At 41.4% G+C, this 16,065-nt stretch carries 11 protein-coding genes; 4 read left to right on the forward strand and 7 right to left on the reverse strand.

Annotated elements, in window-relative coordinates:
* Positions 1-122 precede the first annotated feature (122 nt).
* Entirely contained in the window at positions 123-1,607 is a 1,485-nt protein-coding gene (locus OQ289_RS12990; RefSeq protein WP_270087284.1) for a hypothetical protein, read from the forward strand.
* A 24-nt stretch (positions 1,608-1,631) separates the two neighbouring features.
* Positions 1,632-2,264 (forward strand): hypothetical protein, encoded by a 633-nt coding sequence (locus OQ289_RS12995; RefSeq protein WP_270087285.1) that lies wholly within the window; start codon positions 1,632-1,634, stop codon positions 2,262-2,264.
* A 319-nt stretch (positions 2,265-2,583) separates the two neighbouring features.
* Here OQ289_RS12995 and OQ289_RS13000 read toward each other — a convergent pair whose 3' ends face one another.
* From OQ289_RS13000 to OQ289_RS13010, 3 genes are all read right to left on the reverse strand, one after another.
* Positions 2,584-3,678, reverse strand: coding sequence for a DUF695 domain-containing protein (locus OQ289_RS13000; RefSeq protein WP_270087286.1), 1,095 nt, complete (start codon positions 3,676-3,678; stop codon positions 2,584-2,586).
* Positions 3,679-4,310: 632 nt separating this feature from the next.
* Positions 4,311-4,754: an RNA polymerase sigma factor gene (locus OQ289_RS13005; protein ID WP_270087287.1), complete on the reverse strand. Its 444-nt coding sequence runs from the start codon at positions 4,752-4,754 to the stop codon at positions 4,311-4,313.
* Positions 4,755-4,973: 219 nt separating this feature from the next.
* Positions 4,974-5,273 carry a hypothetical protein gene (locus OQ289_RS13010; protein WP_270087288.1) on the reverse strand — a complete coding sequence of 100 codons (300 nt, stop codon included), beginning with the start codon at positions 5,271-5,273 and terminating at the stop codon, positions 4,974-4,976.
* 410 nt (positions 5,274-5,683) lie between these two features.
* Here OQ289_RS13010 and OQ289_RS13015 point away from each other — a divergent pair, with 410 nt between their 5' ends.
* Positions 5,684-6,706 carry an LLM class flavin-dependent oxidoreductase gene (locus tag OQ289_RS13015; protein WP_270087289.1) on the forward strand — a complete coding sequence of 341 codons (1,023 nt, stop codon included), beginning with the start codon at positions 5,684-5,686 and terminating at the stop codon, positions 6,704-6,706.
* A gap of 123 nt (positions 6,707-6,829) precedes the next feature.
* Here OQ289_RS13015 and OQ289_RS13020 read toward each other — a convergent pair whose 3' ends face one another.
* The gene (locus tag OQ289_RS13020) at positions 6,830-8,248 is read right to left on the reverse strand and encodes an aminotransferase-like domain-containing protein (RefSeq protein ID WP_270087290.1); all 1,419 of its coding nucleotides are present in this window, start codon (positions 8,246-8,248) and stop codon (positions 6,830-6,832) included.
* 110 nt (positions 8,249-8,358) lie between these two features.
* On the opposite strand from OQ289_RS13020, the gene OQ289_RS13025 reads away from it, so the two are divergent.
* Positions 8,359-9,255, forward strand: coding sequence for a DMT family transporter (locus OQ289_RS13025; protein ID WP_270087291.1), 897 nt, complete (start codon positions 8,359-8,361; stop codon positions 9,253-9,255).
* An 83-nt stretch (positions 9,256-9,338) separates the two neighbouring features.
* Here the strand turns inward: OQ289_RS13025 and OQ289_RS13030 are convergent, their stop codons facing one another.
* The 3 genes from OQ289_RS13030 to OQ289_RS13040 form a co-directional block, all read right to left on the reverse strand.
* Complete coding sequence (locus OQ289_RS13030) at positions 9,339-11,255, reverse strand: alkaline phosphatase (protein WP_270087292.1); 1,917 nt, start codon at positions 11,253-11,255, stop codon at positions 9,339-9,341.
* A 108-nt stretch (positions 11,256-11,363) separates the two neighbouring features.
* A complete protein-coding gene (locus OQ289_RS13035) occupies positions 11,364-12,935 on the reverse strand; it encodes a RagB/SusD family nutrient uptake outer membrane protein (RefSeq protein ID WP_270087293.1) in 1,572 nt (523 codons plus the stop codon).
* Between the two features lie 14 nt (positions 12,936-12,949).
* Entirely contained in the window at positions 12,950-16,030 is a 3,081-nt protein-coding gene (locus OQ289_RS13040; RefSeq protein WP_270087294.1) for a SusC/RagA family TonB-linked outer membrane protein, read from the reverse strand.
* Positions 16,031-16,065: the final 35 nt, after the last annotated feature.

A 16,065-nucleotide genomic window follows, 5' to 3' on the forward strand; every position in this document is an offset into this window, starting at 1 on the left:
ACCCTGCGTAGAAGACCGATTGATGAAAAATATATTCTTCAAAAATATAGCCGATAATAGGGATTGACTAGTTCTTCAAATCTATCTATCATTGACGAGTATGATGAAAGAGATTTTGAAACATGAAAACAACAGCATTTAGTATCCTTATGGTATTAGCTTCAGCTACGGCTTGCACACAAGAAAATAAAGATAATCCTCCGCCAGTTCCTTCAAAAATGAAGACTATAAATAGTATCCCATTCTTAACGAACCAGACTTCCTATATCTATGTGGATAAAGAGAGTTTGAAGCCTATCACGAACCAAAACTTCCGAAGTGCATCCCTATATACCGCTACTGGGTTTGCAGTTGTTGAAAATAAAAAAAATGAATATGCGATTATAGATGAAAATGGAAAAATAGTATTGGATTTTTCAGCATACAACATCAATTTAAATGTTGTAAACGGGCTTACCTTTTATAAAAAGGAAATTGAACACGAAAAGAAAATGCCTATCTGGAAGTGGCATTGGAATATTCTAGGAGGCGGTATCAAAAAAGAACAAACCTACCATAAAGTCGAGATTGGCGTGTTGGAAACCAAGCAAATCATCCTCCGTAAGGATGTTCCATACCAGGACGATAATTACTATATAAATTTCACTTCTATAGATGAAAATCACGTGTTTTGGAACGGAATGGTTTATGAAATCAAAAAAAACCGCTTAAACAAAGTCGAAAACAATGTTGCCGAATTGCTCGAAAACAAACGCTTTATCAAAGCTTCAAATGAAACTTTTTCCATATATGAGTTGACTCAAAAAAAGGCTATACACACCGGACTAAAAGGTTCTGAAACCCTTTCTATACAATTGGGAAAGGAAAGCATATTACTCAATGAAATCAATAAGGAACGATATGCCCCGGAAGTTCCTAAACTATTAGTGGACAGCAAAACGAATGATGTTTATCCGTATCCACAATACGAAAAGGTATTTCCCAAGGAAATTATAAAAGCAACTTCATCGCAAATCGATTTCATTAAAAATACCTCTTTGGTGTATTCCATAACCAATTCGCCTTATTTTCTATTAGGTGTTTTTAATTACGATCATGCTATTTGGGCATTTGATTGGCTGTATGTAGATACCAAAGGAAATGTGGTGGATTCCATTGACAGCTATAATTTTAAAGTGCTGGATCGGGTGGGGAACTTGGTTTGGCCAGACAGGAAGATGATTTTTCCCGATAGATTCATAGACAATAATTGGAAAATCGGAAAAATAAGCTTTTATGAAGGGATGGGTGATTTATACTTTGTCCGAATGGAAGGCGAAAAACAAACGAAAACTATGGGCCTGTGGAACAGTAACACAAAGACTTGGGAGATAAAGCCTGAATATCGTACGATATCAATATTGGATACTGATAAACAGATATATGCTCTTCAAAAAGAGGAAAATGACCTATATACACTCTATGATAACAAGAATAAAAGAAGTATCGGATCTAAGTCTTATCAATCCATAAACTCGGATGGCCTAGTGCATGTTAAATTAAATTCGGGGCAAATTATTTATTATTATATCGATATTTACTCTGGAAAAGAATACAAAGAGAATTAAGCAATAAATTCAAACTACTATAAAATGATTTTTAGAAAGCTATTGCCGGCCGCTGCTTGTTTGCTAAGTGTATCATCTTTTGCGCAAATACGAACAGAAGTCTATTTTTCTTCAGATAATAAATACCATGAGATTATCGAAGATGTTGGCAATCCATTGCCAGGAAGTCCGGTGATGATCATCAAATCTTTTGTCCCTAACTATGGAAGCTATATCTGGTTCTTGAACGATAGCAAAGCTACAAACCTGGCTTATTTGGACGAACAGCCAAAGGATCTACACTCGGGTATTTTTGTGGAGGATCACGGCGGATTGATTCAAAAGATGACCTTTAAAGACTTTGCCGGTGGTTTGGTTCAACCTAAATATCTCCTTAATTTCTGTGAAATCGACGATGCAAACAAGGACGGTTTTCCGGAGTTCTATCTTACCTATTTTGAAGAGTCGGACGGATTGGATGCCAAGCCGTTGAAAGTTATCGTGTACACAGGTCTAGGTAAAAAAGCATTTACAAAATCAAAAATTACGGGTTGGATTCCGTTTCAGGAGGAGGATGAGTATCGTGAAGTGCAAGATGCCAATTTCAAATTATTACCAAAAGAAATAAGGCTGAGAGCTAAAAAAACGTTGAAAGATGCCAAAAACGGAATGAATTAGAGGAACTACATAACTTAGCGGTATTCGTACGCAACTGGCCCAGACAGTATGAAGGGAGGACTACTATCGACTCGCGGACACGGACCCAAGCTTTCACCAAATACAATAAAACGACTGAGATAAAAGGGGCGTTGGCCGAGAAAAAACCTGTATCGACCTAAATCGTCTAAGATACACCGCTAGAATCATGTAAGTTAGCGCAAAATAAAATGGTGAAGCTAGGTCGATAACGGGAATTAAACTCCCTACGGCCGTAGAAAAGTAACCTACCCTTATCCTTTATTTAAAAACAACTATAATCGCTAACGATTCTGCTCTGCTACACATGGGGATAAAACCGCTCGAGCGACCTCCAATACTTATCCTTAAATATGTCATAGGATAGCTCAAGCGTTGATGCGTACTTTTCTACCATGGCATCCATTACTTTGGATGGTATCCGAAAATCTTTACAGGCAAAATATATCGCTCTTGAATTGTTAGCGGTCTCCCTTCCTAGGTTCAAATAGCCATCATAGTCTTTAAGCATCGTCATCAATTCGTCTTCGAATCCATTCAACATCTCACCAGTAGCGGTATCGGGCAATCCACTGGCAGGGTGCCCATGATATCCAATTTCAACATTCAACATCCAGGGATGGGAGGCTTTGGCATCCCATTGAATCAATGTACTGTTGATAATTGCCAATAAAGGCATACCGTTGTCAAGGCTAGCTTCGAGGGCTGCATAACTATCCTCTTCGGTATTATATCTTGTCCCCTCGTACTTCTCCACAAACTCTTTTTCCCTCCATATCAAAAAATCTTTAAGCTTGTCTATGGGAATCAATTCCAGTCCCGCCTGCGGGGCAATAATTTCCAAGTTATCTATAGCGGTAATGGCGTTGAGTTCGCCTAGATAATTATCTAAAAACACGTATACACCTGTCTCGATAATGGAACTGTCATCCGCATTATAATGATTGTAAATGATACGGATATCAATCTCATCAGGATAGTACGCATCAGAGATTGGAGCAAAGAACAGATTATCTTTCTCAAAGGTATAATCTTCAATCCTGACACCTATATTGTCAATTTCTCCACCAGGCTTCATAGCTGTAAAAATCCAGCCTGTAATGTCAGGCGCGCTATTGACAAGCTCTTCAACAAAAACAACGTTCTTGATGATCCCATCCGGCGTAAAGACCAACTCTACTCTACCATCGGAGGTCATACCGGTCAAAAAATAAAAACCCTCTCTTAACTCGCTGAGCTTATTGGCGAGAGGTGTAAAGAATACGTTCTCAATATTATCATTATTTTTTACAGCAGCGGCAAAAGTCTGTTCATGTACCTTGAACCATTGCCAAAAATCATCATGGGAAGCAACTTGCTCTTCCTTATTACGAGATATGTTCTTTAGAAAATCCATGTGTTTCAATTTCTTAGTTGGCCACCAGTTAGTCAATGATGGCATTTTAAATCTAAGGAAAATTTCAATACAAAATTAGCATTCAAAATTCTTTTGTTTGTTACAGCAGATAAGCGCTATAAAATAGTATTGCATATAACAACGGTGTATCTGATGTTTTGCCAGCTTATTATCTCCTCTCTTTAAAATATAATCAATTACTTAAATCGTCATTTTTAATACCACGCTTATTCTTTCGAAGCTCTTCTTTCAATCGACCAAAGCGGTAATTTAAGCTTATGCTATATCGTCTATGGTAGGATTGATTATGGGTTGTCTGAAGAAAATCTGGACCAATGACCTGCTCATTGACAAACTATATTTAGAGGAAGTATGGGATTGACTATTTTTTTAAGGTATTCATTGGGAAACCTAGCTTTTAGCATTATCAAAAGAGGCTAACACCAAGGTATGACTTTAATGAGCCAGCTAAGCAAAGTCATTCAAAAATGAAGAAAGAAGTTTGGGAAGAAGAAGCGTGCTGACTAGCTGGTGGCTGGTAAAAAAGTTACGAAAGAACAAATAAGCAAGCGCTGTTTTTCCTTTTAATAAGGCACATGAACCAAAACTAGATCGGATTAATTTAGTAAAAACTAGGGCGTTGAATTCAAATTATCGGAATCGTCACTATTTTTCAGATATATAATCCTACCTTTTTGGAACGGCATGACGGTGGGGTCTTGAGAGGCATCATCAGGCAAATCTTTATAATCTTTTTGTGTATCCCCATTCTCATCGTCAATAGACTTGTTCTTAGAGCGAACGAGTATCCTCTTAAGAATCCGACATTTGACTTCCGCAGCGAGATAGGATGGTAGTGGCGTGGAAATTTCCAATTTATCCCGTTGGAGCCACATGTTTACGAATATCTGCTGGACGATATTTTCTGCCTCCTCAAGACTACCCAGCTTATTTGCCGCTGCAACGAACAGTGTTTTCCAATAGCGGTTGTAAATTTCAGCTAATGCCTCGTTGCTATTGATTTTGAGCATATGGATGAGTGTATCATCCGAAAGTTGATCTGCCATTTGGTTCATAATCCTAAGGTGTACAATACACTAGCTACAAGCGCAGCCAAGCGATAAATATAATCCCACACTTAAAGGTTCCTTTTCATGTGTATATCCCTAGTTGATTTGGCCACATTTTTAGCGAAAAACATTTTTACTCCAAAAGCCAAGTCAGTCAGCCTCCAGTGGTGCAGCAACTAATTTCAAAGGGAGGTATCAAATCGATTACGAAATCAACTATATATATTATCCCTGCTCTCCATCAGTTAATTCTGTATAGGCTGCAAACACTCCTGTATCTCCAGAATACAAAATATTGTCTAAAAAACGATCAAAATACCCAACCGATTCGGAATCACGTCTTAATACTTGTTCTTTCAGAAAAATCCACTCAGACAAAAAATAGGGTGTTTGGTGATAGAAATCCTGATCTTTGATAACTTGATCGACCATTTCGTAAGCTATTGATATGTCTAGTGCATCACTTTCCTGCATAACCTTCGCCTGCACGTCTTTGAGAAAGCTGTAAATTTGAAATTTTTCCATAACCCCGCACCTATTATTAAATATTTATTTGCAATCATTACCCTAGCATTGGAAATGTTGCTTTATCTCATTGATGACAAAATTACTAGAAAATATCTTTACAACCTACGACAAGGATACCAGAAATAGTATGTGGAGGAACGAAATATAAGTGTCTGGATTTATTTACATCTAGCGGACAATCGGGAGACGCGATAAGCGACAAACTTTGGTAAATTTGGGCTAGACAAGGTCTAATTTCCAAGAGAAGTTATTGACGCGTAATGAAAAAGATAGCGCGCATGCGCAACATGTAATAAAACGAGGACAACGGACTTTAAAAACCAAGTTCTTTCGCTCAGGAAAAAAGCAGGTGGTGTGTGTTCGTTTATATCAATGAAAATAGACTGTGATAAACTAATTAAATACGGATGAAAAAAATAGGATTTTTATCTTTTGGTCATTGGGCAAACCATCCCACTTATAATACGCGTACTGCGAGTGATACATTGCTTCAGTCTATCGACTTGGCAATGGCTGCGGAGGAAATTGGCATCGATGGTGCATATTTTCGTGTTCATCATTTTGCCAACCAATTGGCTTCTCCATTTCCATTGCTATCGGCAATCGGAGCTAAAACGCGTAAAATTGAAATTGGAACAGGGGTGATTGATATGCGCTATGAAAACCCAATGTATATGATAGAGGATGCTGGATCGGCTGATTTAATATCAGAAGGACGATTACAATTGGGAATTAGTAGGGGCTCACCGGAGCAGGTGATAGATGGTTGGCGGTATTTTGGCTATGAACCAGCGGAAGGTGAGACAGACGCGGACATGGGACGAAGAAAGGCTATGGAATTTTTAAAGAGACTGGAAGGTGGAGGATTCGCCCAACCGAACCCTTATCCAATGTTTCCTAATCCTCCAGGCTTATTACGATTGGAACCACATTCTGAAAGCTTGAGAGATCGTATATGGTGGGGTGCTGCCTCGAATGCAACTGCGGTGTGGGCTGCGCAAAACAGGATGCATCTGCAAAGCTCAACACTGAAATATGATGAAAATGGAAAGCCATTTCATGTACAGCAGGCTGAACAAATCAGGTTGTATAAGGAGGCTTGGAAAGAGGCTGGACATATACTGGAACCAAGGGTATCGGTAAGTCGATCTATATTTGCATTAGTAAACGACCAGGACCGCTACTATTTTGGACAGGAAGCAGAACGGGACGATAAAATCGGTATGATTGAAAAGGACAAACGTGCCATATTTGGCAGAAGCTATGCTGCTGAACCGGACCAACTAATCGAAGAATTAGCCCAGGATGAAGCTATACAGGAAGCAGACACGGTACTACTAACTATCCCAAACACATTAGGTGTAGATTATAACGTACATGTGCTTTCGGCTATTCTGGAACATGTGGCTCCGGGGTTGGGTTGGCGTTAATGTGTCCTATCTTGAACAAATTAGATCCTGCTAGGGCTGATGGTGCACAGCGCGGCCATTAACATATAGTCCATTAACGGACATTATTGGGAACGTGACAAAAGCCCCGTCCTATTTGAAAAATTAAGCTTGCAATGCCTTGACAAGGTTACCGATAGTCTGGAGCTTAAGTCTGAGCTTTTCCGACCAGGGCAGACCAATGCAGAGACGCATACAGTTGTCAAATTGATTTTGGAGTGTAAACATACGCCCGGGACCGAAACTAATTTGTTGTTTCATGGCTAAATCATAGAGTATTGCAGTATCGATTTCTTTGGGCAACTCTAACCACAATGCTAATCCCCCCTGAGGGCGACTGATTTTTGTACCTTCAGGAAAATACGCTGCTATAGCCTGAACATATTGTTGCGCATTTTCCTGAAGCGTGCGGCGCAGCTGTCTCAAATGATGTTCATATCGACCTGTTCTGAGAAAATTACCAACGGCTTCATGTACGATAGATGTCGAAGAAATCGTGTGAACAAGCTTAAGCTTTAATAGCTTTTCCATATATCTGCCAGGTGCTACCCATCCTACTCGAAAACCAGGAGCCAATGTTTTCGAGATCGAACTGCACCAGAGCACATTGCCATCCTTATCAAATGATTTGCAGCATTTAGGACGGTGCTCACCAAAATAAAGGTCACCATATACATCATCCTCTATAAGTGGGATTTGATGTGTTGCCAGCAAAGTCACCACGCGTGCTTTACTTTCATCAGGCATACAACTTCCTAAGGGGGTGTTGAAATTGGGAACTAAGAGACAAATATCAATCAGGTGGACCAACTCTTCCAAAGCATCTATGTCTATCCCCGTAACAGGATGTGTGGGTAGCTCCAATACTTTAAGCCCTAGACTAATGGCTAATTGCAAAATTCCTGGATAACACGGACTCTCAATAGCAACTGTATCTCCGGATTTACCAATGGCCATCAAACAAAATGACAGAGCATCCATCCCGCCGCTGGTGGTAATTAAATCACTTTCATGTAGATTGCCACCCCATCCCATTGACCGCTGGGCAACCATCCGCCGTAACTTAACATTCCCCTCCAGCGCTTCATAATTAGTGCCCCCTCCTTCGAGGTTGCGTGTAGCCAATACAAGCTCCTTTTTTAATTTCGCCAAAGGTAACAATTCTTGTGCGGGAGCGCCAATAGAAAAAAGTGTAAGAGCTGGATTGCCAATACTCCGATAGACCTTATCTATCAATGCATTGGGTTCACGATGCTTAGCAACTAAAGATGGTTGGCTGACCTCGGGGAGGGGAAGTCTTGACAATGGTGAGTAGGTCACAAAGTAACCAGACTGTGGCTTTGAGGAGATGAGTGATTGCGCTTCGAGCTCTAAGAAAACTCGTTTAGCTGTATTCATCCCAATTCCTTGTTCTTTACAAAGCATCCTAACGGAGGGGAGCTTTTCTCCTGGTATCAATACGCCATTCTTGATTTGACTAGCAAATCGACTTGCAATTTCGTGATATAAAAACTCCTTTCCCATTGGAAGATTATGAAAAGTTAAAGTGGAATTACAACTGTGACCATCGAAATATACAAAACTGATACTGTATTCAATAAGAATATGCTCTTAATTTTACAAAAAAATAAGATATGATTAGTAAAACTCTAGCTGCACCCCGCACTGAATTATTCAGTAGTGGTTGGGTTAATGGATTTATTGGTGTACTGATATTTAGTGGCTCTATGCCCGCAACGAAAGTGGCAATAATGGATTTCAATCCCTTATTTGTAACTGGCGCGCGCGCTACCATAGCCGGTCTCCTGGCACTAATAGCACTCATATTTTTACGGGAAAAATTACCAAACCGCGCCCAAATTTCAAGTTTAATGGTGGTTGCTCTGGGTGTGGTAGTAGGATTTCCTCTACTATCGGCCTTGGCACTACAGTATATGACATCGGCTCACTCATTGGTTTTCGTAGGTGTGCTACCGCTGGCTACTGCGGTGTTCGGTGTTATAAGAGGAGGTGAGCGTCCTAATATCGCTTTCTGGATATTTTCCATAATTGGAAGTGTATTGGTTATTTTGTATGCTGTTGCCCAAGACATTGAAATTTCACCGATTGGAGACCTGTTATTGCTTCTGGCAATAGTATTGTGTGCCCTTGGCTATGCAGAAGGTGCTCGATTATCGAAAACCCTGGGCGGATGGCAAGTAATTTCGTGGGCTTTGATTATTTCTCTACCAGTGATGGTCCCTTTGTTATTTTTATGGGCACCAGCGACATACGCTGATATAGGAGTATCCGCTTGGATAGGACTTGTATACGTTTCTTTGTTCAGTATGTTTATTGGCTTTATATTCTGGTACAAAGGGTTAGCACAGGGTGGGATTGCAGCTGTCGGGCAATTGCAATTGCTTCAACCCTTTTTTGGATTGGCCTTAGCAGCTACACTGCTAGATGAGCAGGTAAGCTTGGGCATGCTGGGAATTACAACCGGCGTCATCTTGTGTGTGGTAGGTTCGAAACGGTTTGCCAAAAAATAACTTTTAAAATAGATATTAAGAAGACTTCTACATACAGTAATCTTCTTAATATCTAAGTGTCCAACACCTATTACATAGTTCTATTAATCACTGGCTTCTAAAACCGCGACAATCTTGTTGAAAAGTTCTGTATTTTGATAGTATCCTGTAAAATACTGGGCGCGGGGACCATAGGCCATTACGGGAATCATCATGGCGCTGTGATCATTGGATGCGAAATGTGCTTGGAGCTTTCCTTTTTCAATGTCAGCATGCAACAGAGAGAGTGCGCCTGTTTCATGATCCGCTGTCACAATGACCAAGGTCTCTCCATTTTTATCTGCAAATCGCAACGCCGCTCCTACCGCTTGGTCAAAATCCAACGTTTCGGTCACAACATAGTCCAAGTCACGCGCATGCCCACCATAATCAATTTGGGCTCCTTCAGCCATTATGAAAAAACCTGCCCCTACACTATCCATCTTGTCGATACTGGATGTCAATAGGCTTCGTAGAATATCTTTTCGACCGTCTTTAATAGCAGTCATATCCTGTTCACTGAAATAACCAATGAGTTTATCAGAGGTGGAGCGCTGAAACTGCTGCACATTACTAACTACCTGATAATTGGCCTGATTCAATTTATGCTCCAAGGCATGCCTTCTAATGGAGTCGCGATAGGGTGTGGGTAATTCTCCAGCTATGATTTTAACGACATCGTTGTCCAAAAGTTCCTCCGTAATGGCTATCGACGCATTTCGATCGGTATGGGATGCATAGAATGCTGCAGGCGTTGCATCTGAAGCATCTCCTGTCGACAACACGGCACTGACTTTACCTACCTTGGCCAATACCTCTGGTAATCTAGGTAATCGATTCCCGATTGTATCTACACTAATGGTGCCATTGTATGACTTCTGCCCGGTGGCAATGGCTGACCCGCCAGCACCTGAATCGGTATTCCCTGGACTGAGGGAGGTGGTCTGCGAAAAGCCGATATACTTCAGTTGTGTCATATTCAAATGTCCTTTATTGGCCACCATGGTGGCTTGAATATGTCCCAACCCCATGCCGTCTCCAATTAAGAGGATAACATTTTTAGGTATACGATTGCTGCCATCAGGAATATAAGTGGGAAGGTAAACGTCATTGATTGACTTACCTTCTACCCTAGCAGCGTCCAAATCATCTAGGTAAGTCTTGAGTACGTCAGGATGATCGGTATTCAACCAGGTGATGCCCATTTTTTCCAATATAATCCAGGTATTGGGACTTTCTGGGGCTCCCCAGAGACGAAAGGGTTTGTGCCATAGACGAGCCCTGGCAGCTTGTTGCTCAATATGGGCCATCTCCTCCCTCGTTGGAACCCCTTTCCCATTCCATTTGGTATAGTTACGTAAATTGTCACTCATCATAGCAATACGTTGAAGCTGAACGTCACTATATTCCAATTCAAACCGTCCATCAAAAAAAATGTAATCGGGATAATTTTGAAAGGAGGAAGGTTGAGGCATATCTCCACTAATAACAATACGGATAGCATGCTTATTAAGTGCGGGATCAAACATAAAACGATAGGGCTCCAATAGTGCAATCAATTTGGGCAGCAATATCCGATGGTCCTCTTTGAAATCCAAAACGAGTTGTAGATTTTTGGTGCTATCGGCAAATGGTTGCTGACCGTGCCGGGTAAACAGATTTGCTAATGGCTTTATATAAAGCTGGTCAAGTGTCCTTCCTTGCATGATATCTTTGGCGTCATGCGCGACATACAGACTATCGTCGCGAAGGAACAAATCAGCTTCAATGGATTCCATCCCTGCATAATAGGCCCGTAGGAGCGGGATATCCTGCTCGTAATCATTGTGACTGTGTCCACGGACGGCGATGGAGTGTCGATGATTGTGCGCGCCGTACATCAATCTGTCGAAACGCCCCTCTGGAACCTGCGCCGGTTGTGCTAGTAGATTTGAAGCTGCTCCCGTTAACACTAATGCTAAAAATAGCTTAACAAACGTCATTTTTTTAGTTCTTTCTTTGGCAAAAAATTACAGGCTAGATTCCTATGTCGGAATTGCCTAGCCTGTCTTTGTTATCATTGTTCTTTAACAATTATCGTCCCCGGGCTATTACCAGCCTTCATTTTGACTAATCCCAGAATTGCTAACATCTGGCGGCGGAATAGGCCAAACATGGTGAATGGCAGGATTGAATGTCCGTCCGGGCCATACTTGGACGATAGTATAGGTAGAAGTAGGATCGTTTTTCACAGCGTGCTGCCTTCCAGTAGCCGGTTTTGCGTAGGCAGTCTGCGCATCACCCCAACGTACTAAATCACTGTGTCTATCGGTATATTCAGCAGCAAACTCCGATCGGCGCTCTCTTTTTAGATCGACCATAGTCGCTCCCGTGAGGTCAGGTAGCCCTGCGCGCTTACGCACTAAATTGATTTCGACATCACCACTCTTTCCTTGCTTAATTTGTGCCTCAGCTTTCATCAAGAGGATATCTGCGTACCTCACCAAAGGAACATTTAAGTCAGAAGTCGGATAATCACCACTCGGGTTGAGATGCTGATCCTTGGGAAATCTAAAAGGTTGCATGTACTTCTTGAACTGAAACCCAGTCTGCGAGTTGGAAGAGTAATATTGGGTCACATTTCCAAATAAGGTGTAGGTATCATTGAATTCCAATATAGTTGCTTTCTTGCGATTGTCACCTGTCTCAAAGGAGTTGTACAACTCCAATGTCGGATGAAAATATCCCCAGCCATTATACAATCCATATCCCGTATTTTCAAATAATACACCTGGCAAAATAGAGCCTTGAATTTTGTTAGATACTACAGAAAAAATGTATTCTGAGGAATAATTATTTTCAATGTAAAATACACTTGCAAAATCGACGTCGGGTTTACCTGTATTGATCAATTTACGTCCCGAACCGGAATTGGTAACCATATCACAATATTTAGCGACCTCTGCCCATTTGCTATCCTCGTAGCGTGCCCATTGAAGGTTTGCTTTGGCCAAATAGGCATATGCCGCATCTTTGTGCGCCCTTCCTAGATCTTCATTCCCGTAACTTGTTACAAGCGGCAACAACTCTGCAGCGCGTAAAAGATCGGCTTCAATCTGGACAAAATTTTCTTTGACATGTGAGGGTCGAGTGAATTTCGTCTCATTCATGTTGACTTCTGTCACGATTGGGACACCCGCTCGCTGATCTCCATAATATTGTGCTAAATAAAAGTAGGCATAGCCCCGCATAAAATAGGCCTGACCTAAAACACTATTTTTAATCTCATCCTTAATCGCCATATTGGGCACCTTCAGCAAAATGGTATTGGCACGTTGTATAATTTGATAGAATTTTTTGTACATGCTGTTTATACGGCTCTCCCCTCCTGTGGCTGTAAAATTTCGAACTGCGGCTGACCCCGCATCTGTACGCCCTGTCACCATATCATCGGAGGCGTTGATAAACCAAAACAACCCCCGTCCAAACATATTATCATCATTGAAATGGGTATAAAGGCCATTGGCTGCAAAAACCGCATCTGTTTCAGTCTTCCAAAAATTCTCGTTGGTAATGGTACCTTTGGGTGTGAGGTCCGTAAAATCTTTACTACAGGATAGCATAGCCATACTCAATCCTAATAGTGCTAAGGTAATATTTCTATATCTTTTAATAACTTTCATGATCTTCGCGTTTTTTAAAAATTAACATTGAGTCCTATGGTATAGGTCTTGGCTAAAGGATAATTTGCTACATCTAACCCGATTCGACCAACTTCAGGATCGATTCCAGAATAGGAAGTAAATGTAAATGGATTCTCTGCAGAAAAATAGACACGGGATTGTAGCTTCGTCCAGAATTTAGGGAGATTGTAACCTACCGTGATATTCTTTATTCGGAAATAGTCCCCGCTTTCTAAGTACCAATCGGACGCTGTACCATAATTAGCATTAGGATCCTGACGGGAGAGTGCTGGGATATCGCTACTTACATTGTTAGGTGTCCAAGCATCCAGAACTCTTTTATCCAGATTGTAGCCTTGGAGACTAGCATTATAGGCAGAAAACTTATAACCGTTAAAAATCTTGCTCCCCGATATACCGTAAGTGAGCACGTTTAGATCAAAATTCTTGTACTCTAGATTAAGGGAGAAGCCGTAGGTAAACTTAGGAACTGCACTTCCCATAAAGACTTTATCGTCTTCACTAATCTTTCCGTCACCATTGGTATCTTCAAATCTAAGGTCTCCGGGACGAGCTCTTGTTTGTATAAGCTTCCCATTTAGACTGTGGGCCTGTACCTCAGCTTCGGATGCAAAAATCCCACTATTGGGAATCAGGTAATAAGAGTATAATGCCTCCCCAGGTTTAGATCGATAAGGCAACAATACACTTCTTACATGATCTTCGTGAGGGATGAAATCATTCGAATAACCAGAAATATTAAGCAATTCATTTCGGTTGATAGCGATGTTGGCATTGAAACCAAGTTTCCAGTTGCCGATTCTATCATTATATTTTCCCGAAAACTCAAATCCTTTATTCATGACGTCTCCCACATTGGTCGTTGCTCCCTGTTCCATACCAATATGTGGATCAGGATCATTGATCATAATCATTCCGATGGTCTTCTTGCGGTAGTAGTCCGCTGTTAAATTAAACTTGTTCAGCAAGGTAACATCGAGTCCAACATCTAGGGACTCAGAAGTTTCCCAGATTAAATCGGGGTTTGCTTGTTTAGCAATAGCAAAGTGTCTAACCAACAAATCACCTGACCCCATAGGTGTCACTGTACCGCTATTCAAGGGTAAGTTATAAGCATAATGATTTACAGATTGTATATTACCAATTTGACCCCAGGAGGCCCTTACTTTTAAATCGTTAATAATGGAGGTGTTAAAAAAAGGTTCGGCAGAAATCTTCCAAGCGGCAGAAACTGAAGGGAACACATCGGAACGGTGTTTTTCTACTAATCTAGAAGTCCGGTCTTGGCGGATACTACCACTTAGAAAATAACGTCCAGCATAATTATAGTTGACCCGTGCAATAGCCGAAGTCAATGCGTCTTCGTAAACGTCACTGGTTGGTAGCTTAGGGGTAGACCCAGCATTACCGATATATTGGAACCACTCATCTTCGCGCTCAAATCCCATTCCTTCAATATAGTAATACTCATATTTAGTAGATTGAGCGGAGTATACGGCTACGGCATCCAGTTGATGCTCGCCAAAGCGCTTGGTATAATTCAACTGTTGATCCCAGATCCAACGGTCGGTACGAGACTCGGAATGCTCCAAATAATTATTAGCATCTGAACGCCCAACCTCAGGTATCCTGGGGTAGAAGCTTTTGAAAGAATAGCGATTGATATCAACAGCAAAATTTGATTTAAACGTCAACCCATCTACTATCGTTACCTTAGCAAAGGCATTACCATTGAGGTTGAGTGTTGGATTTTTTACATTCGGACGCAAGAGTAAGGCTACTGGATTATAGGTGTCGCCGTATGCTGAAGAAAAAAGTTCAGCTAATTCAAATGGCACTGTTCCATGGAATGCCCCCTGATCATCATACACAGGCGCAGCTGGGTTCATATAAATGGCATTGATAATGGAACCACTATAACTGCTTGAGGTATTGGTACCTTGGGCGGCTGTATGATTCACATAAAAATTTTGTCCCAATGTCAAACGGTCAAAAAAGTCGAACTCTGACTTCAATCGATAAGCAAAGCGCTTGTAACCGGTATTGAGTAACAATCCCTCTTTGTCGTGATAACCAAAAGAAGAGCTATACCTAGACTTATCAGATCCTCCAGATACTTGCACGTTGGCATTCAAAATATTTGCTGTTCGAAAAATCTCATCCATCCAATTGGTACGGGTGGTCTGTCCCCATGGATTAGAAGCAGGGTTGTGAGCACTTTCTAGTGCTACCCCATCTCGAGCCGACGCATCATTATAGGCTTGAGCATATTGCTTAGCGTCTAAAGCTGACGGTAGATTGCTCGCATTCTGCCAACCTCTATACAGATCTACATTTAATTTTGGAGCACCAGACTTACCGCTTTTAGTGGTAATAACGATGACTCCTGAGGCCGCCTGTGCCCCGTAGATGGCTGCTGATGCTGCATCTTTCAAGATGTCCATACTTTCAATATCATTGGGATTAATCGGGCCGCCGTAGTAAGGCACACCATCCACGACGTACAGAGGCGATTCAGAATTCAAAGTCCCCATACCGCGTATCATAACCGTTGGCATTGCCGCTGGATCTCCACCCGCGGACATGACCGTGACACCGGCTACATTCCCCTGCATAAGCTCGGATATATTGGTCAATGGACGAGCGACATTTTCAGCAATATTGGGTAAGGAGCTAACTGCGGTGGTCAAATCGCCCCTTTTTTGCTCACCGTAACCAATAACGACAACCTCTTCCAAAGCAGCAGATTGCTCTTTCAATGTAATCAATACCGAATTACTATCTCCTGCCCTGATTGTTTTTATGTTCTCTTGATGAGATTCGTACCCCATCATACTGACGCGAATACGATATTGGACACCGCTATTCAGATCCCGAAGTACAAAAACTCCTTTTTGATCGGTCGATGCATTGGTGACTATGGAACCACCGGCATCCAGTAGTGTGACTGTGGCTCCGACTATCAAAGAACCACTTTGGTCCATGATGGTACCACGCAACTGTCCAGCGGACTGAGCCCAAGATTGGAGGGCCACAAAGACAGATAGAACTGTCAATAGTAATCTTACCTTCATAAGCATTGTTTTGTTTTTCATTTCATTCGGTTCGT

The organism is Sphingobacterium sp. SYP-B4668 (assembly GCF_027627455.1).
Taxonomy (GTDB): domain Bacteria; phylum Bacteroidota; class Bacteroidia; order Sphingobacteriales; family Sphingobacteriaceae; genus Sphingobacterium.